This is a genomic window from Lacrimispora amygdalina, assembly GCF_003432035.1.
Taxonomy (GTDB): Bacteria; Bacillota; Clostridia; order Lachnospirales; family Lachnospiraceae; genus Lacrimispora; species Lacrimispora amygdalina.
Genome location: NZ_QOHO01000048.1, coordinates 1 through 26,073 on the forward strand (window position 1 = coordinate 1; position 26,073 = coordinate 26,073).

The 26,073-nt window shown below is 37.8% G+C and carries 28 protein-coding genes; 4 read left to right on the plus strand and 24 right to left on the minus strand.

Annotation, left to right across the window (positions count from 1 at the left end):
* The 10 genes from DS742_RS15070 to DS742_RS15120 all read right to left on the minus strand — a co-directional run.
* The coding region (locus tag DS742_RS15070) for a DUF4914 family protein (RefSeq protein ID WP_242996491.1) at window positions 1-891 on the minus strand (891 nt) is incomplete at its 3' end.
* A 15-nt stretch (window positions 892-906) separates the two neighbouring features.
* Window positions 907-1,410 (minus strand): 5-(carboxyamino)imidazole ribonucleotide mutase, encoded by a 504-nt coding sequence (purE, locus tag DS742_RS15075; protein ID WP_117417804.1) that lies wholly within the window; start codon window positions 1,408-1,410, stop codon window positions 907-909.
* Between the two features lie 107 nt (window positions 1,411-1,517).
* Window positions 1,518-1,877: a Na-translocating system protein MpsC family protein gene (locus DS742_RS15080; RefSeq protein ID WP_117417805.1), complete on the minus strand. Its 360-nt coding sequence runs from the start codon at window positions 1,875-1,877 to the stop codon at window positions 1,518-1,520.
* 82 nt (window positions 1,878-1,959) lie between these two features.
* Entirely contained in the window at window positions 1,960-2,163 is a 204-nt protein-coding gene (locus tag DS742_RS15085) for a hypothetical protein (RefSeq protein WP_117417806.1), read from the minus strand.
* A 265-nt stretch (window positions 2,164-2,428) separates the two neighbouring features.
* Entirely contained in the window at window positions 2,429-3,172 is a 744-nt protein-coding gene (locus DS742_RS15095) for a Rossmann-like domain-containing protein (RefSeq protein ID WP_117417808.1), read from the minus strand.
* Window positions 3,169-3,900, minus strand: coding sequence for an ABC transporter ATP-binding protein (locus DS742_RS15100; RefSeq protein WP_242996492.1), 732 nt, complete (start codon window positions 3,898-3,900; stop codon window positions 3,169-3,171). Before DS742_RS15100 ends, DS742_RS15095 begins: the two co-directional genes overlap by 4 nt.
* On the minus strand, window positions 3,897-4,715 hold the full coding sequence (locus DS742_RS15105) for an ABC transporter permease (protein WP_117417809.1): 819 nt from the start codon (window positions 4,713-4,715) through the stop codon (window positions 3,897-3,899). The genes DS742_RS15100 and DS742_RS15105 overlap by 4 nt, the downstream gene beginning before the upstream one ends.
* An 18-nt stretch (window positions 4,716-4,733) precedes the next feature.
* Window positions 4,734-5,624 (minus strand): molybdate ABC transporter substrate-binding protein, encoded by an 891-nt coding sequence (modA, locus tag DS742_RS15110; protein WP_242996493.1) that lies wholly within the window; start codon window positions 5,622-5,624, stop codon window positions 4,734-4,736.
* Between the two features lie 151 nt (window positions 5,625-5,775).
* Window positions 5,776-6,081, minus strand: a complete 306-nt coding sequence (locus DS742_RS15115; RefSeq protein ID WP_117417810.1) for a type II toxin-antitoxin system RelE/ParE family toxin — start codon at window positions 6,079-6,081, stop codon at window positions 5,776-5,778.
* Window positions 6,071-6,337 (minus strand): type II toxin-antitoxin system Phd/YefM family antitoxin, encoded by a 267-nt coding sequence (locus tag DS742_RS15120; RefSeq protein ID WP_117417811.1) that lies wholly within the window; start codon window positions 6,335-6,337, stop codon window positions 6,071-6,073. Before DS742_RS15120 ends, DS742_RS15115 begins: the two co-directional genes overlap by 11 nt.
* Before the next feature lie 376 nt (window positions 6,338-6,713).
* Here DS742_RS15120 and DS742_RS15125 point away from each other — a divergent pair, with 376 nt between their 5' ends.
* A complete protein-coding gene (locus DS742_RS15125; protein ID WP_117417812.1) occupies window positions 6,714-7,100 on the plus strand; it encodes a fucose-binding lectin II in 387 nt (128 codons plus the stop codon).
* Between the two features lie 20 nt (window positions 7,101-7,120).
* A complete protein-coding gene (locus DS742_RS15130; RefSeq protein WP_117417813.1) occupies window positions 7,121-8,389 on the plus strand; it encodes a DUF6765 family protein in 1,269 nt (422 codons plus the stop codon).
* Window positions 8,390-8,447: 58 nt separating this feature from the next.
* On the opposite strand, the gene DS742_RS15135 is transcribed toward DS742_RS15130, so the two are convergent.
* The 7 genes from DS742_RS15135 to DS742_RS15165 all read right to left on the minus strand — a co-directional run bounded on the left by DS742_RS15135 (window position 8,448) and on the right by DS742_RS15165 (window position 17,342).
* Window positions 8,448-9,284 carry an ABC transporter permease gene (locus DS742_RS15135; protein ID WP_117417814.1) on the minus strand — a complete coding sequence of 279 codons (837 nt, stop codon included), beginning with the start codon at window positions 9,282-9,284 and terminating at the stop codon, window positions 8,448-8,450.
* Window position 9,285: 1 nt separating this feature from the next.
* Entirely contained in the window at window positions 9,286-10,206 is a 921-nt protein-coding gene (locus DS742_RS15140; protein WP_117417815.1) for an ABC transporter ATP-binding protein, read from the minus strand.
* Window positions 10,207-10,484: 278 nt separating this feature from the next.
* A complete protein-coding gene (locus tag DS742_RS15145; RefSeq protein WP_117417816.1) occupies window positions 10,485-12,236 on the minus strand; it encodes a glycoside hydrolase family 13 protein in 1,752 nt (583 codons plus the stop codon).
* Complete coding sequence (locus tag DS742_RS15150) at window positions 12,236-13,078, minus strand: sugar ABC transporter permease (RefSeq protein ID WP_117417817.1); 843 nt, start codon at window positions 13,076-13,078, stop codon at window positions 12,236-12,238. Before DS742_RS15150 ends, DS742_RS15145 begins: the two co-directional genes overlap by 1 nt.
* The gene (locus DS742_RS15155; protein ID WP_117417837.1) at window positions 13,075-13,965 is read right to left on the minus strand and encodes a carbohydrate ABC transporter permease; all 891 of its coding nucleotides are present in this window, start codon (window positions 13,963-13,965) and stop codon (window positions 13,075-13,077) included. The genes DS742_RS15150 and DS742_RS15155 overlap by 4 nt, the downstream gene beginning before the upstream one ends.
* Before the next feature lie 112 nt (window positions 13,966-14,077).
* Window positions 14,078-15,307: an extracellular solute-binding protein gene (locus DS742_RS15160; RefSeq protein WP_117417838.1), complete on the minus strand. Its 1,230-nt coding sequence runs from the start codon at window positions 15,305-15,307 to the stop codon at window positions 14,078-14,080.
* A gap of 55 nt (window positions 15,308-15,362) precedes the next feature.
* Window positions 15,363-17,342, minus strand: a complete 1,980-nt coding sequence (locus DS742_RS15165; RefSeq protein ID WP_242996495.1) for an alpha-amylase family glycosyl hydrolase — start codon at window positions 17,340-17,342, stop codon at window positions 15,363-15,365.
* Between the two features lie 178 nt (window positions 17,343-17,520).
* On the opposite strand from DS742_RS15165, the gene DS742_RS15170 reads away from it, so the two are divergent.
* A complete protein-coding gene (locus DS742_RS15170) occupies window positions 17,521-18,540 on the plus strand; it encodes a LacI family DNA-binding transcriptional regulator (RefSeq protein WP_117417819.1) in 1,020 nt (339 codons plus the stop codon).
* Between the two features lie 10 nt (window positions 18,541-18,550).
* Here DS742_RS15170 and DS742_RS15175 read toward each other — a convergent pair whose 3' ends face one another.
* Complete coding sequence (locus tag DS742_RS15175; RefSeq protein ID WP_170313475.1) at window positions 18,551-19,723, minus strand: alpha/beta fold hydrolase; 1,173 nt, start codon at window positions 19,721-19,723, stop codon at window positions 18,551-18,553.
* A gap of 87 nt (window positions 19,724-19,810) precedes the next feature.
* Window positions 19,811-20,119 carry a flavodoxin family protein gene (locus DS742_RS15180; protein ID WP_170313476.1) on the minus strand — a complete coding sequence of 103 codons (309 nt, stop codon included), beginning with the start codon at window positions 20,117-20,119 and terminating at the stop codon, window positions 19,811-19,813.
* Window positions 20,120-20,382: 263 nt separating this feature from the next.
* Here DS742_RS15180 and DS742_RS15185 point away from each other — a divergent pair, with 263 nt between their 5' ends.
* On the plus strand, window positions 20,383-20,967 hold the full coding sequence (locus tag DS742_RS15185; protein ID WP_117417822.1) for a TetR/AcrR family transcriptional regulator: 585 nt from the start codon (window positions 20,383-20,385) through the stop codon (window positions 20,965-20,967).
* 116 nt (window positions 20,968-21,083) lie between these two features.
* On the opposite strand, the gene gpmA is transcribed toward DS742_RS15185, so the two are convergent.
* From gpmA to DS742_RS15210, 5 genes are all read right to left on the minus strand, one after another.
* On the minus strand, window positions 21,084-21,851 hold the full coding sequence (gene gpmA / locus DS742_RS15190) for a 2,3-diphosphoglycerate-dependent phosphoglycerate mutase (RefSeq protein WP_117417823.1): 768 nt from the start codon (window positions 21,849-21,851) through the stop codon (window positions 21,084-21,086).
* Window positions 21,852-21,864: 13 nt separating this feature from the next.
* Complete coding sequence (locus DS742_RS15195; protein ID WP_117417824.1) at window positions 21,865-22,749, minus strand: fructose bisphosphate aldolase; 885 nt, start codon at window positions 22,747-22,749, stop codon at window positions 21,865-21,867.
* A 301-nt stretch (window positions 22,750-23,050) separates the two neighbouring features.
* Complete coding sequence (locus DS742_RS15200) at window positions 23,051-23,686, minus strand: GNAT family N-acetyltransferase (protein ID WP_117417839.1); 636 nt, start codon at window positions 23,684-23,686, stop codon at window positions 23,051-23,053.
* 122 nt (window positions 23,687-23,808) lie between these two features.
* Window positions 23,809-24,231, minus strand: a complete 423-nt coding sequence (locus DS742_RS15205; RefSeq protein WP_117417825.1) for a hypothetical protein — start codon at window positions 24,229-24,231, stop codon at window positions 23,809-23,811.
* 212 nt (window positions 24,232-24,443) lie between these two features.
* Entirely contained in the window at window positions 24,444-25,748 is a 1,305-nt protein-coding gene (locus DS742_RS15210) for a LysM peptidoglycan-binding domain-containing protein (protein ID WP_117417826.1), read from the minus strand.
* Between the last annotated feature and the right edge of the window lie 325 nt (window positions 25,749-26,073).

Sequence of the window (26,073 nt, forward strand, 5' to 3'; positions counted from 1 at the left end):
TCTTCCATCCATCTCTTTATGGATATCTTCAATCATTTCACTTTTTCCCCCGCCGGAAGCTCCCTCATGCATAATTACAATTTCATTATCGTAAGGAGTAATTACTTTGACTGTAGATGCATGTGCAGTGATCCACCCTTCTTCCTCTCCAATATTTAGCAGAACCCCGTAAATTCCTTTTTTTGCACTGGGACCTGGATAAAGGTTATAGGAATACACCTCATGAATTCCATCTAAACGATTATGGAGTACAATCTGCTTTCCTTCAAAATGTGTATGTCTAAAAGGTGGTGCCAGAAATATGACTGCACGTGGGTGGAACGTATCTGCAACATCATCAATATTTAAAAATCCCTGTAAATCTGCAAGTCCTGCAGCAAAAAAACCTGCATTTAACGGAGCAATCAATATTGAATCATATCCGTATTCAATTCCTCCTGATTTAAAAGGCAAGAAAATAAGTTCCTGCTGTTTCAACCATTCAAAGGTTTCCAATCTCACAGATTTAAAATCCTTTTTATAAACGTCTTTATATTTCGGTTTATCTGTGTCTTTATTATCTGCTACCAAAAGGCAATCCGGGTCACGCCGTCTCATGTAGTCATCAACATAATTTACAACAGCACCATTTTTACATTTAGTAACCGTAGCCTCTAACACAGTTCCAATGCCTTTAACCTCATACTCTACATTAAAAATTGCATTTGTTTTGTCACCCATTGCAAGTTCAAATAATTCAGTTCTTGTTTTGGGAATAGTAACACCTTTTGAAGCTTTTAATATCTCAATTACGTATTCCGGTAAGTTCAGTCTATATAAACAATCCTGCATACATATACCTCTCAATCCTATTTTATTATTTGTATTATCCGCTGCTGTTATTCCCGGCATGACTCATTCTTATCATTACATTTTCCACCAGATTTCAACTTGAAGCTTCTCATCTTTTTCTTTGACTTCATTCGCCATCTTTTCTTTTATCATGGATAGTTTATTGGAAATAGTTTCGTCATATACGCCTAATATCTGTGCTGCCAATATACCGGCATTCTCCGCTCCATTAACAGCTACCGTTGCAACCGGGATTCCTTTTGGCATTTGAACGGTTGAAAGCAGCGCATCAAGACCATCAAACGATGCAGCTTTACAAGGAATTCCTATAACAGGAAGTGTTGTATGTGCTGCAAGTATACCCGCAAGATGTGCTGCCATTCCTGCTGCTGCAATAATAACCCCAAAACCATTATCCCGTGCCTTTTTAGCAAACTCACAGGCTATTTCCGGAGTCCGATGTGCACTCATCACATGTACTTCAACAGGTATCTCATACAGCTTTAAGCTATTAATGGCACCCTTTACTACTGGCAAATCACTGTCACTGCCCATAATTACTGCTACTTTTTTGTTCATATAATCCTCCTTTAAAATAAGAAAAGCCGATACCCATTAAAATATGGATATCGGCTTACTAACAACTTGGAAAAGCTTCCACTTTGCATTGTCTTCCGTTATTTACTTTATTTTGTAATTTCTTCTAAATTTTTATCTACGGTAATAACAATTATTTTTTCACCTGTCTTTGTACTAATATCAGAGTGAGTGCTGACTATGGCTACATCAATAAAATCCATTATTAATGTCTCCAAATATCCTCTTCCACCCTCAAATAAAGAAGTGCGAACTTTTTTGAACAGTTCAATTCCCTGGGGATTATCAGTTAGTTTTTGTTCGGAAGGGCTTAGGAATCCAGTCAGTCGGACAATGATCATATCATTAATAATATATGTCTTAATTGTTTTTGGTCCTCTTCCCATATATTCAATCTCAAACTTACTAACTATTTCACTGATTTTAGCCTCCATTTGACCTTTGGTCATCTTATCACCGCCTGTACAATATAAAATATCATAACTTTTCACCAATGTCAAAGCAAATTTACTTCATTTAATTTCCCCCTGCTTATAAAATATTGAAGATAACAGTCTTTTCTTTCATAGATATCTTCCCTACCTGATACCCATATTCAGCTAATTCTTTCTTGTATGTCAAAAAAGAGTGATCCAGCGGGATTCCTGCAATTTCACCAATTTCATCAAACGTCAGTTTGAATGACGGACTGCCCTTCTTCTGGACGTATTCCCATAAGGCATTGTATTTGCTCATTTTATTTCTCCCCTCTCATGTCAGAATAGAATATACATCTTATTAACTTATCATCTATTGTGCCGCAAAGCAACCCTCCTGTAAGTAATAAAAGTGATAACAAAATAAAAAATGTATATCATCATAAATACAGCCACTGCCACCCCTGTATACCTTAAAATAATATTAACAGCATATGCCTGGTCTTTTAGAATACTATTTAAGATACCTGCAAGGGAAAATGTAACAAACATATCAGGTATCTGCAATGAGTGCTTGTACGGCATTAAGCGGAACACGGGCATAACCGGTTCAGCCCCAGCAGCTTCGCTGCTCCCGCAACCGTTATACCAAAAAATATAACTTTTTTTCCAATATCAAAATACTGAACAATCGTTCCGTTACACAACGTGCTGCCTGTGCATAAAACAACATCTGCCCAGTCAAGCACCACTTCTTTATAATCGTCAATTCCGTGTTCCACTTCTATCCCATACCGGATCTGGCCTACATTTTTCGGGTTTAAATCGAGGACACGGACTGTAAAATTATTGGATAACGCTTCCAGAATAGAAGGCTGATATCCGATAAGGGCGATTTTTTTATCTTTATAGTCTCTTTTAACAGTCTCAAGAATCTCCCGGGCACAATTCTCCGGTTCCTCCGTACGACAGTGAACCGTATGTTCCACAAGTCCCAGTTTTGCCATCACTGCATTCATTGCTGCAATAAAAAGGCCGCGGCTATGGAGATCATTGTCTAAATCCAGTGAAAGAATATCCCTGAGTGTGCCTTTAAACTCCGATGGCGCATCAGTAAATGCCTGTCCTCTGGCCCCCTGATATTCTGCCTGCAGCATCACTTCCTGGCCGGTCAGAATTGGAAAATCCTTTCTCCGGGTATTCCCGATTGCTTCTTCCGGCGTCAGACTTTTTGACACAATATGTACCTCATCCATGGCAAGGCTGTTATCCTCAACCAGTTCCTTAAACTTATCCTTTAGCAAATCCATTAACTCGTTCTGGTTCATACGCAATCTCCTTTCATGATACCAAAAAACTGATTTAATTCATCATTTTGATAATAATCAAACAGCTCAACACTGTTACGTACTGCTTTTAAACATCCTTTGTCCATGATTCCGATCCTGCGGGCGAGCTTCTGCGCCTCAGTAAAATCGTGAGTCACAAACAAAATTGCGCAGTCAAATTGTTCATTGATTTTTAAAAGTTCTTTGTACATGGCTGCCTTGGTTACGGGATCCAAAGCGGAAAACGGCTCATCAAGGAGAAGTACGCCTGGATTTAATACCAGGGACCTTGCTAAAGCAGTACGCTGCTTTTCTCCTCCGCTTAATGTGTCCGGATACTGTTCCAGTATGTGGGATATGGACATAATCTCAGCCATGTGTCCCACCTTCTCTGCAATTTCCTTTTTGGACTTCTTCTGCATTTTTAAGCCATAGGATATATTCTTTCTGACTGTCATATGGGGAAAGAGACCGTAATCCTGATAGACAAATCCTATTTTACGTTCTGTCAGCGGAATATCAAGAACATTCTTCCCTTCCAGAAAGATACCTCCTTCCATGCTCCGGTAAAAACCGGCTATTGATTCCAGAAGCAGAGTCTTTCCTGCTCCGGTTTTTCCAAGTATGGCAAATATTTCTTTTGGATGAATATCAAAGGATATATTTTTCAATTGAAAATCACCCATTTTCAGGAAAAGTCTTTTTACTTCAATCGCTGATCCCATCATTGATTCACATCCTTTATACGAGTGTGCTGTTTGGAAATACCTCCAAGCAATGTAGTAACAGCCAGTGACATTGCTGAAATCATCAGTAAAATGATGGCACAGGCCATTGCCATGCCATTCTCTCCGGTAGATATATTTAAATAAATGCTTGCCGGCAATGTCTCTGTTTTCATTCGTGTCACGCCCACCAGCATCAGCGTTGCTCCGAATTCTCCAAGCGCACGGGACCAGACAAGCACGATCATCGTAACAATTGATGGCATGCACAGGGGAAGAAGTATGGTATAGAACCGTTCCCAGCGGGAAGCCCCCAGTGTACCGGCAATAAATTCAAGCCTGTTATCGATCTGTGACATGGCATTTTTCATAAGTCTTACTGCAAAAGGCAGATTTACGGTCAGCTGGGCCATAATGATCCCTTTTCTGTCAAACACAACCTTAAATCCCAAATTCTTTAAAACCTTTCCAGCATCTGAGGAGAATACTACCAAAAGGCACAGTCCCAGTACCAGATAGGGAAGGGCTAACGGCATCTCGATAATAATCTGAGACGCTTTTTTAAACGGCATGGCTGTTCTGGTAAGCCCATATGCGCATGGAATGGCGAAAAGCACACAAATACTGGTGGAAATGCTTGCAGTATAAATGCTCAAACCAACAGAAAACCGAACCTCCCTTGACCGGAGAGCTTCCTTCAAATAAGGGAACCCTCCGATTATAATGGAAAGGAGCGCAAATAAAATAAACAGCACAATGCCTGCGGTTATCATAATCGATAGAATGTCAAAGATATTGTAGGAATGTCTGTCTTTCAATGTTTCTCCTTATGGTATTTACTTTTTTATCACTTCATAGCCAAATTTTTCCCAGATTGTATGAGAGGTATCAGAATCCAGAAAATCAAGAAAAGCAGTAAGTGCTTCTGTGTCATCGCAATACGAAAGGGAAGCGGCTGGAACGGTCTTAATGTATTTAAGCATTTCTTCTGTATCCACGATTTCAACAGATGAATCCGTTACATTTTCTTTCCAGACAATTATGGCATCACATTCGTCTACGGTAAGAGCATTAAAGATTTCCGGTGCTGTAGTTGTCCTCGCTATTACATTCACTTTATCAAGCACTCCGGCATCTGTAAGGGCTTCATCTGAGATTTTACCAATGGGGGTTGATTTTGCATCACCTAAAACAAGACGCACATCTTTATTTGCCAGATCCGCAAGCCTTGTAATCTTTAAGGGATTTCCGCTCTTTACTGCAAGAACTGGTATATGTTTCACTAATTCTCTGCTGGCTGAGACCACATCACTCACCGGTTTCAGTTCATCTGCGGTACCTGCAATAAATAAATCGCCCTCTTTTGCAGTATTGATCTGCGTCTGTATCTGACCTGCATTCGCAAAGGTGATCTCCATTTCACATCCGGTCTGCTCTTTAAATGTATCGGCAATCTTCTGAAATGGTTTTGTCATACCTGCACCGCAGTACACCGAGAGCGTATGGCCGTTTAAATCCGTTTTCCCCGCCTCTGATGCAGCCTGTGCTGTCGTCTGTGCCGCCGTCTTTGTTGTTTCCGGTTCTGATTTTTCTTCTGTCTTCGTTTCCCGGACCGTCTCTGTTTGCTTTTCTGATTCAGGTACCGAACTGCTGACGCTCTTACCGCACCCGCCTAAACCGAGAGAAATTAACATTACCAACACTGCAACCGTACATGTTTTTTTCATATCATCTTCTCCTTTGGTAAAATTTGTAAAACTCCGTTAGTTATTCTCTCAGTTTATTCCCTTATTTAATGGCTGTCAACAGAAGAGACCCTTTTGGAGAAAAAAGCGGCGGTATTCGTCCGTTTTTTACCAAAAGGGCCTGTTAGTAATTTTAATAAAACAATTTTGTATATTCTGTTTTTGTGTCTGCAATATGATAAATATAGGCTGATGTTTCAATTATCTTATAAATTACTACATGCTTTTCACAAATTACCATTCGGAATTCTTTCTCATTAAGCCATGAATCCGGTGTCAAAGATCCAGAATCAGGGAAATCCTGTAAACGCTCAATAGCATCTAAAATATGATCACTTACTTTCAATGCCGTTTCCATATTAAACTGCACTGTATAATAATCTTCAATTTTCTTTAAATCTTCCCAGGCAGTGGGAAGAATTTCCACCCTATACTTCATTTAAACGCTCTCTTAATGCTTTCCTGGCATCGGAAATACTCATTGTTCTGGCTCCACTAAGACGTTCCTCTTCTGCTTGCAGCACTTTGGACCGAAGTTCCAAAATCTGCTCCCGTTTTTCAAATGCTTCTATACTCATCAGCACCATATCGCCCTCGCCATTTTTAGTAATATAAATAGGTTCTTTTGTATCTTTTGCCAAATTGGAAATCGATGTATAATCATTCCTCAACGCCGCTGATGGCTTAATAATCATATCCTGCACTTCCTTTCATATCATTATTATGATATTATTATACATCTTTTTTTATATGAAGTAAACAAAAAAAAGGAATCTGCCATTTCAGACATTCCCTTTTTAGAAACAAAGGTTCCATATTGTAATACAGAACAGATTCGTCAACAAGTGATTGCATTTCCTTTACGCAATGCATTTTTGAGTTTTTTTTAAATATATATAAGTATGTACATAATAGTCAGCCTTAAATGCATATAAAATTTCCCGTAGGAGGTTTCAAATGAGCTCTGGTTAATCAAAATAGCAAAAAAATAATTCACTACTAACGCATTCGCCAAACTCCTATAAACATATATTTGTTATAGGCAGTTCAACCAAAAGAAGGGAGATCCATATGGCAAAAACGTCAACATTTAATCTTGAAGAAATGAAACCAGGTTACTTTCTGGCCTGGACAGTTACCACGCAATGCATGTATACATACAACATTACGTTAAAAGCTGGAAATACTGTGATTTTTAGCGCAAACAAATCAAATTACAGTCCTACTTTCCAGTTAATCTCTCAGTCTACCTGGGATTACTGTGACGGAAATCTTGTATTAACTATTACCTGCTATGATGCAGCTCAGGAGCTGAGATCAAGTACATCAAGCGGTTCAATCACTGATACAAGTGCTAAGACTGTGGGTTATGTATATTCCATCTGCATTGAGGATGCCGGAGACGCCGATTACAATGATGTATATATTAACATTGTAGGCTGGAAGAAAAAGGGGTAATCTGGAAGGAGGTTCATGAAATGAATATAAGTTTCCATTATTTTGCTGTAAAAACACTGGCTCGTAAAGCAGGGTTTGATGAGAGTTCCGCTCAGCAAATCGCTGTATTCTCACAGTTTATCGATGATTACAATGCTTACCTGTACAGACGATATTCAAACGTGCCCGACTGGGCAAAGCAGGCGCCCTATGATATGTATATTTCATCCTGGACAACGCCATTTAACTTCAATCCAGTAACGACCGGCTTTTGGGACTGGATGGATCTTGCTACACTTGTTACCCCACGTTCACAAAAATTTACCGTTTCCCCATTTCATTTTATTCCTTCCACGCACCAATCCATGGCAGAAAAAGACAATCGAACCTTTCCAGCCACATTAAACGATGGAACAATTATTTCAGATCATCTTAATTTTGCAAAAAATGAATTCATAAATGCAGCTACTGAAACAGACCGAATGAATGCTTTAATGCTGATTGGTTCACGGTTACATACATTTGCTGACACTTATGCGCATCAGTTATTCTCCGGATACAATGAAACCTGTAACAATGTGACACTTGTACAGGTAATCAATAATATGACAGGCAAAGATGAGACTCAAAAATATAATACTCTGGCATATGGTTTTCTGCAGAAAATGAAAGATATATTACAGGGGCACCAGCCTGCAATCGGTCATATGATGATTGAACATATTCCCGATTATCCCTGGATCTCATTTACCATGAACTATCCTTTGCCAGATGGCGGGACAGGAACTCATACTCGCAGTAATACAGCCGAATTCGTCCGGGCAGGCAAAGAAATTATGGATTATTTAAGATCCTGTTTAAACAAGCCCCCTATTTCAGGAAATGATTGGGAGCAGTTTACAGACAAGCTGGTTTTAGGCTTCTTCTTTGATGAAACTCTATACTCTGATGAAGGAGAACTGATTCGTGAATTAGTAAAACATTGGAGCAGCATTTTCGGTCAGGACGGCTATCTTTATTCTTATGACCGCCACGCATTATTTGATGGTATTATAGGCGGGTATTCTTCAAGGAGTTCCTCGAACGCAGCATTGGAAATGAATAATAATATAAATTCCATATTCCCCTCTATGAGTGATGCCTTCTATTTTTATAATGCTTATGCTGATCATTTACTGATAGATCTTTATGGTTCACAGCCACGGTCAGCATGGTTTAATGTCGTAGCAGAGGATTCTGCTGCTCATATGTCTCCGATTGAAAATACAGACGATACGTTTGGTGTATCAATGGGCAAACCGTTATTATAATGATGTATCACATTTAACTATGCAAACACCTCCGATGTCATCGGGGTGTTTGCATATTCTATCCCCAAAGCGCATTCGCATCGGTAGCACTTCGATTCATGCGGGAAAAATCTGTTTTAACAAAAGATAGGGTGGACAGCAGCAGAAATACCAGACCAATGACCAGAATAACTGCAAATGTCATAAACGGAGTAATTGCAAAACCATTAATTTCAACTACCAAACCTTCTTTTATCAGATCAGGTACAGAAAGATCTGTTTTTTCCAGAACTATCATTCTAAAAAATGCGGTGGCATAGGTCATTGGATTCAAGTAGGCAGCAAATCTCAGCGAAACCGGCAGCATGGACAATGGGATATATGCGCCCGAAAGAAACGTCAGGGGCATTGTCACTGCAGTTTTCACGATCTGGAACGTTTGACCGTTGCGTACCTTTGTTGCTAAAAACAGCCCGACACCGGAAAATACAATGCCGATAAAAATCATTGATACCAGCACTAAGAAAGGAGTACTCCAGTTCGTAAACTTAATCCCTATAAAAGAACCTATTATCAGTATCAAAATACCCTGCAACGTAGCTACCGTAGCCGCAGACAATAATTGTCCCAATGCAACATAAACTCTTTTCGCTGGCGAAACCAGTACCTCTTTCATAAACCCACTGACCATATCATCGACTGTGGTAGAGGCAAGATTGAGTGCACTTTCAAATACTGTCGTAATGATAACTCCCGAAAGCATGTAAGCGATGGGATTATCAATAAAATCATTTTTAAATATAGCACCGAACACATAAACAAAGAAAAAAGGAAATATCAATGAAAATATGAGCCCGGTTTTATTTCGTACAAAAGCCTTTAGACCTCTTTTCCATAAGGCGGACACTGTATTCATATTACCCCTCCTCCCTGATTTTTTTTCCTGTTATCTCTAAAAACACATCATTAAACGTCCCTTTTTTTATTTCAATATTGGTAATGTGATCCTTATGAATGCTTAATACCTCCAGCAGACGGTCCAGATATTCTGCCTCCACCTTGTAATAACCATTCTTTTTTGAATAATTTAATTGATAGTCTGCAAGCAGTTTCTCAAACGCTTCTTCGTCCTTTGTATTGATATAAGCTTTATCCTTCGTATACTTTTTCTTCAACGCGTAAGGCGTATCATGTGCTACTATGACTCCGCCATCCATGATTGCTATTTTATTGCAGATCTCGGCTTCTTCCATGTAGTGGGTGGTTAGAAAGATCGTAATGTTTCTCTCTTTTTGAAGTTTCATAATATATTCCCATATATGTGCCCTGGTCTGGGGATCCAGACCTGTTGTGGGTTCATCAAGAAATAAAACCTTGGGATAATGCATCAGACCTCTGGCAATTTCAACACGCCGTTTCATTCCTCCAGATAAAGCAGAAACCATTTTCTTTCTTTCATCTGTCAAATCCACCAGGTTCAGAACAAACCTGATACGTTCTTCCACTTCTTTGTTTGGAATATTATAAAATACGCTATGCATTTTTAAATTTTCTTCGATGGTCATTTTTGCATCAAGTGTCGAATCCTGAAACACAACTCCGATTGCAGACCGTACTTCACTTTTTTGCCGGCTGACATCTTTTCCATCGATCAATAACGTACCGGAAGTTTTTTCAAAAATGGTACACAACGTATTAATGGTTGTGCTTTTTCCGGCACCATTGGGTCCCAGAAATGCAAATACACTGCCCTCTTCCACATCAAAAGATATATCGTTAACTGCCACAAAGTCACCGTATCTTTTTGTAAAGTTTTTAACCTGAATGATTGGATTCATAGTTTTATCTCCCCTATCGCCGCTTGTTGGATTATTGTTACCTTATAATCCACGAAAAGCCTTTGTTTTATGCGGTACCGAGTGCTTCTGAAACATTTTTAAGCAGTGCTTCTTATGAAACGCAGTAAGAATACTGCTATATTATCATAATAAAATATCCTTTACAACATATAAAATGTACCACCGCTTCGCTTTTACATAATTAATGAATACAATTGCTAAAAGCGGTCTCTGCCATAGAATTTCCTGTAAATGGCAAAAAACCGCTTTCTGATAAATTATAAATATATCTTGTATCCCATAGCTTCAAGAAACTCTTCATCACTTGAAGCAAGAATTATTTTCCGCTCTTCTCTATTCCATTTCTGACCGGTCTCTGCAATATTCAGACTAACAAATAATCTTCCCTTTCTTCCTTCCCTCACAAAAGTAAATACCTGTTGCGTTGTATCTTTCCATAATACTTCATAGGTTGCACTTTCCTCTATATATTTCTTCCTTATTTCTATCATATTTTGCACAAATTCACATAGTTGTGGATTTTCGCCCCAAACCATGGGATTTCTATATTCATTTTCCTTAATTCCGCATATTGCCTGCTCATCCCCGTAAAATAAGCTGGGGACTCCCGGAAACAGCATGAGCAAAATACAAGCCAGTTTCCATTTCCTTTGATCCCCCCTGCAAAGTGATAAAAACCTGGGCACATCATGACTGTCCAAAAGATTCATCTGTCCGTTTACAAGATTGGTCGGATATCTAAGCCTCATTTGTTCCAGCTGTTTCGCAGCTGTTAAAGCATTCTTATGATCACCGATTATATGATCACGGCAAATTCTTCTGAATTCATAATTCATGGTTGAATCAAAAATATCTCCACGAAGCCAGCTTTCTGCATTCTCCCACACTTCACCGATGAGTATTGCTTCCTTATTTTGTCTTTTTACCGCCCCTCTGAATCTCCTCCAAAAATTCCGGTCGATTTCATTCGCTACGTCCAGCCGCCACCCATCTGCTTTGTACTCGCGGATCCAATAAGCACCTACATTGGCAAAATATTCCTGTACCTCCTCATTTGAAGTATTTAGTTTTGGCATCTTACGTTCATAAGCAAAGCAGGCATAATCTGGTTTTTCGTTTTCTGACTGCGGCCTGCGGACAGGTAATTTTAATTCATAAAACCAGTTTTTATACTTTGAGTCTTTTCCCTTTTCCATTACATCTACAAACGCAAAAAACTCCCAGCTGCAATGATTAAACACTCCATCTATAATGATCTTCATCTCCCGTTTGTGAATTTCTTCCACTAAGTGTTTAAAATCCTCATTCGTTCCAAAGCAAGGATCAATATGATAGTAATCAATCGTGTCATACTTATGATATTCTCCTCCTGCAAATATGGGATTCAGGTAAATACAGTTAAAACCAAGCCCCTGGATATAATCCAGATTTTCAAAGATTCCTTTCAGCGTTCCTCCTAATCTTGATTTGCAAACCTTTCCATTATCTAAAACAACATCCTTTGGGTGTTGTGGTGAAATATATTTCCCGCAGGCAAAACTATCAGGAAATATATTATACACAACTGCTTTTTTAAACCACGCTGGAACATCTGGTATCTCATTTTTTAATATGTAGGGGTATTGGTAATACTCACTTCTTCCATCCATAATCTCCCCTTCAAAATATATTACAGCAAGTTCCTTTGTAAAGCGTTCTGAATAATAATATGTCCACTCCCCTTCATTTTGCAGTTTAAAATAATAACAGACACGGGAAAACGGCGTTTCAAATGCTGCTTCAAAATAGTCGAAAAATTCATCCCTTGCTTTTATTTCCATCATAATTTCTTTAAAAACAACAGGAGTGGCAGTACAAGCCCGGTCACCATAGTATAGGGTACAAGCAGTAACGTTGTCCTTTTGTGTTCGTATTCTTATTGTCAATCTAGTTTCAGATTCAGCAAATGCATAATTTGATAACGGAATATGCAGGACTGCCTCTCGATTTATTTCCATATTGTTTTTCATTATCCTTTTACTCCTCCTGTTACCAGTCCTGAAACCATATATTTTTGTATGGCAAAGAACAGGATCAAAATAGGTACCGATACTAAAATTGCGGCTGCGGAAAACAAGGACCAGCTTCTGCTGTAATCATTGGACTGAAGCTGATAAAGCCCGCCTGCAAGATTATAATTTTCTTCTTTCATTAAAAATGTAGTGGCAAAAAGATACTCATTCCATACAAAGATCAATACCATGACCGCAGTGACGATAATAGAAGGTCTGGCAAGGGGTAATATAATTTTCCATATAATCTGTCCCGAACTTCCGCCATCGATTCTTGCAGATTCTTCAATTTCAATTGGAATGGTATCAAAATAACCTTTCATATTCCAGATGCTGAATATACACATGCTTCCTGCATAAATCAGGATTAATCCGATGTAATTATTTAGCAGGTTCATATTTTTAAATAATCGAAAGATAGCAAACATGGATAAAATCTGGGGAAAGGCATTTAGAATTAACAATAGCTTCAGCATTTCATTTCTTCCCCGAAACCGGAAACGGGAAAATGCATATGACGCTGTAACGGAAGTCCCCATCGCAAGCACCATTGTTCCCAGACTAAGAACTACGGAATTCTTAAACCATATCAAAAATGGCTCCTCCAGAATAATGGCTGCGTAATTTTTTAAAGTGGGATTCTCTGGAAACAAAAATCCGCTTCCAAATGCAGAGCTTTCACTGCTTATGGAAAGCAGAAATGCGTACAAAACAGGAATCAGTGTTATAAAGCACAGCAGTATAAAAAATATATTTAAGATACTTAAACGGGCAATGCGTTTTGCTGTTTTTTTCTTCATGCTCCTTCCTCCCCGATACCTCGATTGACAAATAAAGAAAATAAAACAATGAATCCAAATATTACAATGGAAACAGCAGATGAAAGCCCATAATTATTCGATACAAACGCATTTTGGTGAGCATATGTAATAACGGTTTGAAGAGTAGCCCCTGTAAGAGAACCTTTTTGCATCGTCAATAAATAGATAATATCAAACTGCTTAAAGGTGGTAAATGTTGTCATAATGATGGAAGGTGCTAAAACAGGCTTAATCGATGGAATTGTGATATATAAATTTTGTGCCCACCATCCGCCTCCATCTAATTTTGCACTTTCATAACAGCTGATATCTACACTCTGCAATGCTCCATCCATCATCATGATAAGAAATGGCAGCGCCATCCACAAATTTAATACCATACAGGAAATAAAAGCTGGAATATTCTCAGATAAAAAATCCATGCTGGATAACCCGAATGCTGAACGTATTTTATTTAGCAAGCCGTACTGGGGATTATAAATGCCTACTCTCCATAATAAAATTGATATATAAGCGGGCATAGCCCAGGGAAACATCAGTAATGTCTTGTATAGCCTTGCCGGTTTTAGTCCGTCTGCATTTAGTCCCAACGCAATAAAATACGCAAGCAAAATCTGAATTACCATATTTAAAACGGTCCAGATGATTGTAGTCAGCAATGCAGACAGAAAACCTGAATCCAGTTTCGTTAATGCACGTCTGTAATTATCAAATGCTATAAATTCATAGTCCGTCCAGTGATACAGATTCATATTCGTAAATGAAATATATATGGTATAAATAATGGGAAAAACCACAATTAACCCGATTAATAAAATTGAGGGAAAACTATATTCCCATGGAATAATCTTGTTTTTCTTGTTCATATCAATTGCCTGCTCCCTATCTGTGTAAAACATCCTATGCCTTTTTTGTATGACCAGCCAGCTGCTTAAAACAGTCAGCCGGTCATACAAGGAAATGTTAAGGCACACAGCCTTATTGCATATCTGCGATTGCAGTCTCTGCCTTTTTCTGATATTCATAAACGGCAATGTTTAAATCTTTTCCTGATTTATTGACCGCTGCAAGAAGTGATTCAGTTGGTCCCCACATTACGCTCATTTGGGGAATATTTGGCATTGGCTGAGCAATATCAGCAGTCCGCCTCATGGCAGCTATCATTTCATCTTTTGCAACAGATGCATCATTATAAGATTTTTGATTCGCCGGTGCGCATCCTGAATTTTCTGCCAGTTCAATTCCAAGCTGGGGATCTGCTATTTCTTTCAAAACCTTTTCCACTGCCTCTTTTTTGGACTCAGCTGCATGTTTCATAACACCAATACCCTGAACGCCTGAATATGGCACCAGTGTATTACCGTTTGGAAGGGTGAAATCACATAGAGATTTTATTCCATAATTGATCTTAGCTTCTTTCACTCCTGATATCAGCCATGGTCCTCCAATAATTGCTGCTGCTTTTCTGTCTTTAAAAAGGGCATTTACCGTATTATAATCCCCGTCTGCTTCCAGCTGCGCAAATTTTTTATTATATTCAATTGCCTCTTTTGTCTTTTCGTCACTCAATCCTGACCTGGCCTGCTCATCTATAATATATCCTCCAAATCCATTAATAAAAGGAGCTACATTATAAGCAGTTGAATGCTGGTTCACTAAAGCATAAGTTCCTGCAGCGGTGTCTGTATGGCTTTTCATATAGGAATAAAGTTCTTCTGTGGCAGAAGGCACTTCTCCCTCCCACAAATCCTTATTATAAATAAAAAGCAGTGTTTCAAAGTAGACAGGCATAAGGTATTGGGAATCCTTATAATTTCCTGCTTTCAGTGTCATGGGAAGCATATCGGCGTAAACGGTTTTGTCAACTACATCTGTGATTGGTGCCAAAACTCCCATTTCAACAAACATTCCAAGAGAGTCATGGGCATACATATACAGATCGGGACCATTTACCTCATCACTTCCATATAGTTTTATCTGATCTGTCAAGCCGGTCTTTTGCTCAAACTTAACGGTGATCCCATCATCACTTAAAGCATCATTCAAACGATTTTCCATCAATTGTATGATTCCCTTATCTCCATCATGCCAAATACGGATTGTGTTCAATGATTCCTTATTTCCCTGCTTTGCTGCACCGCTGTCCGTGTTCTTACTGCATCCTGTAAAAACTAAGGCAGCCACTGCAATAAACAAAACCATTGCCATCTTCTTCACTTCTCATGTCCTCCATTCAAAATTATGAAACTATTTCACGAATCCTTTACCAGTCAATGCTTACTTTCCCGGAACCTGTTAATGGTACCGTATAGCTGCGGTTATCCCCGCTTTGCCATATGACATTACCAGCCGCATTCTTCTTAACCGCCTTAAATTCAATTTTCTGACCTGCCGGAAGATAAACGGTTAAATCCCACTCCGGATAGTTTGGGCAGACTGCAGGACCTGCCGCTTTGCCTGGATCCCAGTTTCCAAGTTCCGCGCAGTTTCCTGAAATATAAACGTTCTGCCCCCAGTCCGTAGACGCATTGCGGATATGAAAGGCCACTGGAATTGTCTCACCTGCGTTTTCATCTGCCACGTATATTTTAGAAGTGTCTCCGGTAAGTGTTATTGTAACTTTCCTGTCTGACGATACTGTTATTTTATCATTGGGATTCATTACATTGACTAACGTAGTTCCTGGCTTAATGGTGCTTTCGGCACGTATGGACATTGTTTCGGTATCTGTTCCTTTGGAATTATGAAATGCACATATTAATTCCTGCCCTGCATTGTTTCCGCTGTCCATTCTTCTTGAAAAAGCATAGGTATGCATTGACGTCCACATTTCACGCTGTGTACCATAGCTCAAAGCTTCATATTTTCCACGAAGATCGTTTAAAGTCCGGATAAGCTTATATGTATTCGTTGATGTATTAAAATAGTCTTTTAAAATATTGCCGTTACTATCCTTAGTTACCATAGACCAGCGATTCCAGGTATCTGCAATCCCGTTGATTCCCTGACCGTTGGCATTTCCTCTGTTCTGCTCTGTCCCCTGAAAGACTACCGGAGTCCCTCTTGCTGTAAAAATAAAAGTTAATGCATTATGGAGTTTATCAACATCTCCACCTGCTTCGGTTAGAAAGCGATTACGATCGTGATTGTCAATAAAAGTGACCATATCATTCAGATGACTTCCATAAAGATGATCCTGAGCTAAAATAGACTGAAGTGACAGTTCCGATGTGTTGTTAAAATTCTTTCCATATGCAAAATCATTTACAATTGCCTGGAACAGCGGAAAATCAAGCATACCCGTCTCAGCGTTATCTCCAACCCAGTCCTTTATAAAAACCACATGCATATCAAAGTTTTCGCCAAAGGTTGCAACACCTAAATATTCCTGTAATTCATGAATATCATAAGGTTTCATACATTTTGCCGCATCCACCCTGGCAGCGTCTGCCCCCGTATAGGTAAACCAGTTTTTTATTGAGTCAAATATTGCACGTTTTGCATCCTGATTATCAAAGTCTATATCATCCAAACCACCCAGGTCATGATCTTCCAGCATCTGCGTGCTTGTTGATGTATGGGGATGCTCTATGTCAAAATTAATATCTCCTTTATTATGATACCATGAGACATTATTAAACGGCGCCGCCGGCTGCAACTGTGTACCCTCTTTTAATCCTGTACCATTGGTATAATGAGCATTGCTTCCGATTCCCTGAAGGTAATCTCCTACGTGATTGGGAACAATATCAAAAATAACCTTAATTCCATTATCATGGCAAACCTCTACCAGTTCCTTCAGCTTATCCTTACTTGCCTGCGGATCTTTTGAACCAAAATAGCGGTTGGCGCGATTGGGATCAAATACATTATATCCATGATAGGCAGATGGCCACTGCTTGCCATTGGCATCCGGTATTCCCCATAGCTGTGGATCGGAAACCGGTGAAATCCAGATAGCGGTATATCCCATATCCTTAATGTAAGAAATTTTATCTATGATTCCCTGCCAGTCACCGCCATGCATGTAACGAAAATCTTCTTCTGAGTTTTCTGCATAGCGAAAGGCTTCACCTGCTGCATTATTCGTCTTATCCCCGTCATAAAAACGATCAACCATAATCTGATAAACAGACTCTCCCCGAAGACTTTCGGCTGCATTTACCTTTGTTGGAGGTAATAGCGGCATTATCATTATGAAACAAAGTGCAAAGCATACAATACGTTTTAATATCTTTTTCACTACCATTTCCCCTTCCTTCTTCACTGTTACGTTGTTAACTATTTTCATAAAACACCGGTATTTATAAGTAAATTATAACAATTCTGTTCCGAATAACAAAGTTTTTTCGTACATATTGCTTGATTTTTCTAGGTAAACGTTATACTATTCTAATACGAGTTAAAGAAAGGGGAGTCCTATGGCTGTAACGATAAAAGATGTTGCCAGAGAAGCCGGAGTTTCCACGGCTACTGTTTCTAAAATATTAAACAACAAGCCTTATATTTCGGAAAGTACTTCCAGGCGGGTTATGGAAGTAATGAAACGTCTCAATTATCATCCGAATGCCCAGGCCAGTAATTTTAAATGTAAACGTACTGGTAACATTATCTATCTTGCCGTTACGGAATTAAACACTGCATTTCATAATCCTCATATGTTTGAAATACTGTGCGGAGCACAAAATGTAATTCGGAATAAAAACTATAATTTGTCTTTCATGGGAGTTTCTGATAAACAGGATGCTTATGATTTGGCAATTAAAACGGTTGGCTGTAACACCGCTGATGGCTTGTTGGTTCATGGCTCTGCAACCTCAAGACTATTGGTTGATTTTTTAGTAAAAAATGATTTTCCACACATTATAATCGGCAGACCCCCTTTTGCCAGTCCATCTTCCTGGATTGATACCAACAATCGTGTATCCGGACAAATGGCAATGGAGTATCTGGAGAAGTGCGGCTATTGTCAAATCGCATTTATAGGAGGTCCAAGAAGTGATGAGATTTCAAGACACCGTCTTCAGGGTTTTGTATCGTATATGAATATTAACGGTCTGGCCATACAAGATGATTTTATAAAATACGGTACGTATACAAAAGAAAGCGGATATTTAATGATGGAAGAGCTGCTATGCCAGCCCACTCTTCCCGATGCAGTTATCTGTGAAAATAATCAGATTGCAATGGGAGCCGTCCGTGCAATTGAAAAACATCTGTTATCAATACCAGAAGATATTGGACTCATTACTTTTGACGATTATCCCTTATCTCAGCTCATTGATCCTCCCCTTACAGTTGTTGACATTGATGTACATGAAATGGGAAGACAGGCGGCTTCTATATTATTGCAAAAGATTAAGAATCCGTCTCTTCAAGTCCAGTCATTTGTGACTCTTCCTAATCTGATTATCCGCTCATCAACGAAAAATCAAAACTAAATGGGATAATTTAATTTAAAAACGGCTTAATTACTTTTATCCAATTAATAATTGTATCAAGAACTAGTTTGGTATTCCCTGCATTACAATGATTTTCAGCGTTTTCTTTTTCAGTAAAAAGCCTATAAGTAAGAGAATTCACATTTTTCAACTCCTCAATGATGGGTTTGTAAAAATCAACAGGAATAAAATGATCTTTTTCAGCGCCTATAAGCAGAAAATCCTGTGTTATTTGTGAGGCAACATCCATGTATTGGAATTGATTTATCTTTTTCAAATACTCATATGGAGTGTGCACACCCATGTTATGCATTCCATGGTTTATTGCCCATTCAATCATCGGATCTTTCTTCATTAAACTCTTCATTATTAAATTAATAACTTCTTCATTTTCCATTTCCATCAGTAAACGGGTCACTTGCTGAAAGTTCTTAGGCATATCATATAGAAACAGTTCAAACAGATTGGGCAGTAAACTCCAGGCAACAACCCGTTTAATCCGCCCTTCAAATGCAGCCGCTCTCGGCGCTAACATTCCGCCAAGAGATAGCCCAATAATCGTTACATCATTTAGATTGTAATAATCCAATATCGTTTTTACCGGAATTTCCCATTGTGGAATAAATGTCAAGCCTTCTTTTCTTAGCGCTCCCCCCTGACCAGGTCCTTCAAAAAGGTAAACTGCAAAGCCGTTTTCGCGGAGATAGAGCATCATTGGTACAAACTCTTCCATATAAGAATCATATCCGCCATGGAGCAAAATGGTATCCGTAAATTTACCGTCTTCGGGAATCGTATATAACACAGGAAGGTGCGCCGCACCAAATGGTACTAAATCTCTTTTAATCATTTGGGATTTGAATAAATCGGCATGATAATCATAGAAAAGATTAACGGCTTTGTCATATGTCGTGATTTTAGCAGGATGTCCGTCGTACATAAAGAATTCCGCCATGCGATAGTAAGCGATAGCATTTTCCATACGTTTTTCCTGCAAGGCTTTTTCCGCTAATTCCAGTAGTTCCTTTTCCCATGTCGCAGCATCCGTAATTTTGGCAGCCACGGCTTTAAGTTCTTCCAAATCCCCATTACTCCAAGCGTAAGTACGATTTAATTGATAATTGAAGTTTGGATTGGTATGAAACTTATAAGTTCCTTTTTTAAATTTAATTTGACTAGTCATTATAAATCCTCCTTTAATGATGGTTAATATGTATAAATTTTATTTAAATGTTGAGACAACTGCTCTGTCTGCAAAATGTCTTAAAACTTAGGCAGATAGTGCTTTTAATGTGGATGGTGCAGAAAGGTAATAGCAGGGAGATGCCAATGCGATGGCATCAGCCATCTCGATCTTTTCCTTAACCATATTTATATCGTCTTCTAAAACACAATTATGAGAATTACTGCAAGCAAAACAACCTCTGCAAGGTAAAATTTTTAACGCCCCCAAATATAAAACTTCAATTTCATGCCCTGCTTCTTTGGCTGGTTGCAGTAATTTGTTTAAAATAATTGAACTGTTACCATTTTTTCGATTACTAACGCAGATTCCTAATATCTTTTTGGAATTAATCATAATTTTACTCCTTTCATTCATTCGTTTCATAGTACTTCATATACAAGTTAGTATTATTTCGGCTTATTATCAATCACCAAAAAACCCTCATGTATTTGATAAGCAACAACTATTGTATTAATTGTTGCTTATTTATATAAATCAAGAAACCCTGATGGTTTTCAATTCATTTAATAACAGGAGATACAGGAAATTGCAAATGCTGGATTCTGTTGCTTTTCTCTTCTAAATTTAGTAAAATACAATTAAAAGAAGGTGTGCCTATGGATTACAAATTAGATCTACGCGTAATTAAAACACAAAATAATATAAAAAATACATTTATTCAATTACTTAATGAAAAGGATTTTGATCAGATAACAATCCAAAACATATTAGAAAAAGCACTAATAAATCGTTCAACTTTTTATAAATATTATGCAGACAAATTTGATCTTGCTAAAACTATTTCTGAAGAAATTCTTACTGACTATTCCCTATTCCTGGATGAAAGATTTGCAGACAAAAATAGCGATGATTTATCACAATATATAAAAGCCGTCTATGATAAACTTCTGAAACAAAAAGATATGATATGCGCTCTATGGAAAATTAATACATATTCTATACATGTTTACGATGATATGCAGATGCTGTTGAAAAACAAATACAAAGCTTATATAACTGAGCACAATGTATCCAATACAGAACTTGCCGATTACCATGCATGTATCTATGCATCTTTAGTCACAACCACAATAAAATATATTTTTGACAATAATGGACAAAGTATGACTCATAAGATTGTTGAAAGTTTAAAACCTATTTTAGATTCAGTTGTCTTTCATCAAGATATAAGCTTGAAGTGATACTAATATTACATTAAATTCGGCATTAATATCTATGATGACACATAGCATAAGCCACCAAGATCAAAGAATGATTTTTGGTGGCTTAGCTTATGCCATGTTTTTTACCTATGTATCTATACAGCGCTTTTTATTGATTTTGTTTTTCCCTGATTTGCTACCATTTTCATTTTAGCAGCTATTACATCAGGATTTCCTAAAAACTGCTTTTTAATGACCGAGAGTGAATCATCCAGTCTATATACTAACGGGATGCCCGTTGCCAGATTAAGCTCTATGATTTCCTGCTGGGAAAGATGCTCCAGATACATAATCAGGGCCCTCAGGGAGTTTCCATGTGCTGTAATCAGTACCCTTTTTCCTTCCATAAGCTGTGGTCTGATCTGCTTTTCAAAGTATGGAATAACCCTCGCGATGGTGTCTTTCAGACTTTCCGCTAACGGCAATTGGTTTTCCTCCACATTATGATATGCTTTCTGATGCGACGGATTTCTTTCATCCTGCGGCTCCAGAGACGGTGGCTGTACATCAAAAGAACGCCGCCAGATTCTCACCTGTTCCTCTCCATATTTTTCAGCCGTCTGTGACTTATTTAATCCCTGTAATGTCCCATAATGGCGCTCATTAAGCTGCCAGGCCTTTATTACAGGCAGCCATTCTGCATCCATTTCCTCCAGAGCTAAATTCAGCGTATGGATTGCACGTTTCAGATAAGAGGTATAGCAGATGTCAAATTCATATCCCTGCTCCTTAAACAGCCGGCCAGCTTCTCTTGCTTCTTCTTTTCCGGCTTCTGATAAGTCAACATCTGTCCAGCCGGTAAACAGATTTTCTAAATTCCAGATACTTTCTCCATGACGGAGCAATACTAATTGATGACTCATATTCAGTCCCTCCCTATAAGGATGCTTCGTAAATTTCAATAATTGTTTTCAATAATACCGCATCAAATTCCTGCTGTGTCTGCTTTACGGAAAGTTCAGAAAGAAGTGCTCTGGAAAAGCTGGCTATCAGTTTCGGGTTCTGCCTCAACAGTTCATTTGCCTCTTTACGGCTGTATCCACCGGAAAGTGCCACAATTCGCACAACTCTCGGATCATTCATTAGTCCATTGTAAGTTCCAGCTACAGAAGGGATCGACACCTTCAGCATAATATTCATTGAATCATCCAGTTTTTTCAGATGGTTTTCAATTTCCCCAATCAACATCTCCTCTGCTTCTTGTTTGCTGCTGCTATGAATGTCTACCTCCGGTTCCAAAATCGGAACAAATCCGGCATCTGCAATTTTCTGGCCTAATTCAAACTGCTGTTCTACAATCGCATGAATACCATCACCATTTGCTTCATGGATAACGGAACGCATTTTTGTTCCAAAAATATTTTTAGCGGTTGCTCTGTTTAAAAGTTCTTCCAGCTTAGGAATCGGTTTCATCATCTGAACTCCGTCTTTTTCTTCCTCCAGTCCATTGTCTATTTTCAAAAAAGGAACAATCCCTTTTTTCTCCCATAGATAATCCGCAGTATACAGATTGTCAATTTTACGTTCCATTGTTTTTTCAAACAGGATTGCCCCTAATATATGATTGGACGAAAATGCCTTACTTGCGATAATCCGGCTTCTCATCTGCTGAATCAGATCATACATTTCATCCTCTGTATGGTATTCTGACATCTCAATTCCATAGTCTCTCAACGCCTTTGGTGTGCTTCCTCCGCTCTGATCCAATGCTGCAATGAATCCTTTACCATGCTTCATTCGTTCTAATTGTTCTGTTTTCATGTTATACATAGCCTCCTTTCTCTTTTACACCACTTTTCAGATATGTAATAACTTCATCATTAAAGCTGTTAATCTTGTTATTGTTGAAGTCTTTACTAATACTTCTTTTAACTAACACACTATTTCACTACTTTAGAACGGTTAGTTATTGCTAACTCCTTTTGTAATTAGTATGCACCCTTTTTAGTTGTATGTCAAGCTTACTATTAAATAAATAATTGAAAGCCTTCTTTGATAAAACGGGACATGGTATATTAATCTGACTGCCCTGTCCCATTTTAGCAAAGCGTAATTCATAACTTCATATGATTTTTGAATGGCTATGTATATAAAATTCTTCCTGGCTTGGTTGGAATTTCTTTTCCATTTTTTCAAAATTTAAATCAAACTGCTCCATCGCTTTTTCATCTGTCTGATAGACTTCGCTTTCGATATAGCGCCACTTTCTTTTTTCCAGACACCCCTGTGTTAACTCTTTCACCAGCATGGCCGCCGGATAGAAGTCCTCTTTTATACAAATATCAAATTTTTTACAGCTTTTAAACCCGCGGGAAACATAATTATCAGGATTTCCAAAAATCACAATGACATCGTACGACATTTGTTTTGCCTTTGCAAATGAATACTCAAGCAGGGCTTTTCCATATCCTTTTCTTTGAAACTCAGGAAGAACACTCAAGGGTCCAAAGGTCAGTATCTGCTTTTCACGGTTTTCCTCATCTACAAGTTTTGCTTTCGTGTACATGATATTTCCGATAATGCAATTGTCTTTTTCAAGGATAAAGTCCAGCTCAGGTATGAAATCCGGATGATTTCTCATAACATGTACCAAATAATGTTCACTGCAGCCCGGAACATTTAAATTCCAAAAGGCCTTTCTAGTTAAATTCTCTACTTCCCACTGATCCTCTGCCTTCTCATTTCTAATGGTATAGATCTCTTTACTGTTCAATTTATCTCCCTCCGAATTCTATCATGATCTCTGAATTAAACAGAAATTGATGTTTAACCATATAGGTGATTCTCGAAGTCCCAGCATTCAAGATACAGTTGCTGGCATTACTTCGGAAAAATGCCTTTCACAATAAAAATGGCAACTTCGAAAAAAGACTTAATATCATCTCCGCCCTCTTTGCCGTTTATAATCTGCTTATAAGCCTTAGTAATCGGATTGATATGGTTACTTTCATTTTTGATAAGTGTAATACCAGCCTCTGTTTCCTGCCAGACATAATCCTTTGCATGACTACGAATCAAAACTTCTCCCACATAAATTCCGAAAATGTGAGCATAGGTATTGACATGACCCTTTATAAATCCTTCATCCTTTTCTGGGTGGAGATATCGCTCATGATAACCATCCAATATTTTATCGACATGCTCAACACTCTCATCGCTAAAGTCAAGTATCATATCGTATGTTTCTTCACCAATTTTTACAGCTGAATCAATACAATAGTCTATGGTTTCCCTTGTATCCATAAATCCACCTCCGTACCACTTGCTTTGTCGTTTTCAATCTTTAACCAATTTTAATATAAACTATTGTATCATATTCCACTTTAAAAATATACTTTTGAATGATTTCCTTCGTCCGGATATATTCCGTAGTTTCTTGTTATTTCGTCCGTACTTGCATCAGAATTTAATTTTTTAGATAACTCTTATAAATCGCTTTATAAATCGTAAGTGCTTTATTGGTTCACTTCAGACAATAGTTTTTTTATTTTACAGTTTGAATTAATAATAAGCCAAAGCTGTGGATAATAACTCATAATATTCCACAATCCCGTACCACTTAACCCATTTTCTAAAACTAAATTGACGATTGCATAAATAGTTCTGGCATCAACAAACCATACTATATGTTGAATTATTCTTCCACTTGTTTCAATTGCATATTCATAATATGGTGTTTTTGAAACTTCATCAAAAAGAATGGTTGATTTCATTGATCTTGCCAAATCAATTACAGCATCTAATGTGATCGCATTTGCTTCAGAAAAGCCTTCAATATATGGAAGTGTCCAATCATATCCCAATAGCGGAAATCCAACATTAATTTTTTTAGGATCCATCATTTGTTTTGTATAATTTACATATAATGAAATATTTTCTATTGAACTGATCGGCATAGGAGGTCCATATTGAGTCCCCCAGTAAAATCTCATTAAATATGTTTCATCAATTAATTCATTGTATTTTGAATAATTTACTTTCTCAAATAGTAACTGATTTTCTTCTATCAAAAAATTGGGATCTATCGTAATAAAAACAGGATATCCTTCTTTGTTAAGACGAGAAGTTATTCGTTCCAGGTAATTTAAATAAAGTTCTTGGTTAGTCTCATTTAAAAATGTAAACGTAATATTTACCCCGTAATACCCTTTTTCCTTCAAAATTTTAAGCATACTTTCCGCATGATTATCCTGATAATCCGGGTTTAAAAGTATTTCATAAATCATTTCAGGATTCCGTTCACCTCGAAATGTTACACTTGTAACAAGCATTAAGGGCATCACACCAAATTGCTTAGCAGTTTCAATCAAATCAGAATCATCATAGAATGATTCAATCTCTCCTTTCCTTAATGTTTTATAATTTAATATTGAAAGGTAGGTTAAGTAAGGTAATGACTTTTTTAAAATATTCTTATCAATAAAAGGAAATGCATAGGCATTTGTTGTAATAGTTCCTTTTGTATCATAACTAATTATAAGTTCTTCACCAGGAAAAATATATTCTCTTTCCCAAAGGTATGGATTATTTCGATATAATTGCATCATCGATATTCCATGATCCAATGCAATTTCAGATAAGTTATCTCCCTCTTTTACAATATATGTCTCTTGAGGATAGGTGATTACGATGGTTTGACCTATTACCAAGTCAGTAGGATTTGATATACCGTTTTCGAGTATTAACCTTGTTTCTGAAACTCCAAATTTATTTGCAATTGATGTAATTGTATCACCAACTTGCACTACATAAATGATCATAAATATACCCAATAACTATAGTTTTTATTATTATATGTATAAAGCTTTAAAACATTACTGTATAGTACAGTAGTTGATAATCTGGGATTATTGTTATCAATACTTTGTCAAAAGCTTTATCATGTAGTGCATTTAAAGAGAGTCCATTCATCGGAATTGTTTTCTCGGCCTTTAGTTCAGAATCCTTCCACGGCTTTAGTACTAACCAATTCTTGCTTTGATTAGTTGATTTTTCACATCGCCGTCTGGAAGTACTTGAATCTATGGTTCAATTATCTTATCTATAGATTCGCTCTTTAATTCTGCCAAAAGCATTTGCCACAGT

Excerpts from the sequence above, each read along its gene's own strand:
- purE (WP_117417804.1), bottom strand. The coding sequence starts at position 1,410 with ATGAACAAAAAAGTAGCAGTAATTATGGGCAGTGACAGTGATTTGCCA.
- DS742_RS15080 (WP_117417805.1), bottom strand. The coding sequence starts at position 1,877 with ATGACCAAAGGTCAAATGGAGGCTAAAATCAGTGAAATAGTTAGTAAG.
- DS742_RS15085 (WP_117417806.1), bottom strand. The coding sequence starts at position 2,163 with ATGAGCAAATACAATGCCTTATGGGAATACGTCCAGAAGAAGGGCAGT.
- DS742_RS15095 (WP_117417808.1), bottom strand. The coding sequence starts at position 3,172 with ATGAACCAGAACGAGTTAATGGATTTGCTAAAGGATAAGTTTAAGGAA.
- DS742_RS15100 (WP_242996492.1), bottom strand. The coding sequence starts at position 3,900 with ATGATGGGATCAGCGATTGAAGTAAAAAGACTTTTCCTGAAAATGGGT.
- modA (WP_242996493.1), bottom strand. The coding sequence starts at position 5,624 with ATGAAAAAAACATGTACGGTTGCAGTGTTGGTAATGTTAATTTCTCTC.
- DS742_RS15115 (WP_117417810.1), bottom strand. The coding sequence starts at position 6,081 with ATGAAGTATAGGGTGGAAATTCTTCCCACTGCCTGGGAAGATTTAAAG.
- DS742_RS15120 (WP_117417811.1), bottom strand. The coding sequence starts at position 6,337 with ATGATTATTAAGCCATCAGCGGCGTTGAGGAATGATTATACATCGATT.
- DS742_RS15125 (WP_117417812.1), top strand. The coding sequence starts at position 6,714 with ATGGCAAAAACGTCAACATTTAATCTTGAAGAAATGAAACCAGGTTAC.
- DS742_RS15130 (WP_117417813.1), top strand. The coding sequence starts at position 7,121 with ATGAATATAAGTTTCCATTATTTTGCTGTAAAAACACTGGCTCGTAAA.
- DS742_RS15135 (WP_117417814.1), bottom strand. The coding sequence starts at position 9,284 with ATGAATACAGTGTCCGCCTTATGGAAAAGAGGTCTAAAGGCTTTTGTA.
- DS742_RS15140 (WP_117417815.1), bottom strand. The coding sequence starts at position 10,206 with ATGAATCCAATCATTCAGGTTAAAAACTTTACAAAAAGATACGGTGAC.
- DS742_RS15145 (WP_117417816.1), bottom strand. The coding sequence starts at position 12,236 with ATGAAAAACAATATGGAAATAAATCGAGAGGCAGTCCTGCATATTCCG.
- DS742_RS15150 (WP_117417817.1), bottom strand. The coding sequence starts at position 13,078 with ATGAAGAAAAAAACAGCAAAACGCATTGCCCGTTTAAGTATCTTAAAT.
- DS742_RS15155 (WP_117417837.1), bottom strand. The coding sequence starts at position 13,965 with ATGAACAAGAAAAACAAGATTATTCCATGGGAATATAGTTTTCCCTCA.
- DS742_RS15160 (WP_117417838.1), bottom strand. The coding sequence starts at position 15,307 with ATGGCAATGGTTTTGTTTATTGCAGTGGCTGCCTTAGTTTTTACAGGA.
- DS742_RS15170 (WP_117417819.1), top strand. The coding sequence starts at position 17,521 with ATGGCTGTAACGATAAAAGATGTTGCCAGAGAAGCCGGAGTTTCCACG.
- DS742_RS15175 (WP_170313475.1), bottom strand. The coding sequence starts at position 19,723 with ATGACTAGTCAAATTAAATTTAAAAAAGGAACTTATAAGTTTCATACC.
- DS742_RS15180 (WP_170313476.1), bottom strand. The coding sequence starts at position 20,119 with ATGATTAATTCCAAAAAGATATTAGGAATCTGCGTTAGTAATCGAAAA.
- DS742_RS15185 (WP_117417822.1), top strand. The coding sequence starts at position 20,383 with ATGGATTACAAATTAGATCTACGCGTAATTAAAACACAAAATAATATA.
- gpmA (WP_117417823.1), bottom strand. The coding sequence starts at position 21,851 with ATGAGTCATCAATTAGTATTGCTCCGTCATGGAGAAAGTATCTGGAAT.
- DS742_RS15195 (WP_117417824.1), bottom strand. The coding sequence starts at position 22,749 with ATGAAAACAGAACAATTAGAACGAATGAAGCATGGTAAAGGATTCATT.
- DS742_RS15205 (WP_117417825.1), bottom strand. The coding sequence starts at position 24,231 with ATGGATACAAGGGAAACCATAGACTATTGTATTGATTCAGCTGTAAAA.
- DS742_RS15210 (WP_117417826.1), bottom strand. The coding sequence starts at position 25,748 with ATGATCATTTATGTAGTGCAAGTTGGTGATACAATTACATCAATTGCA.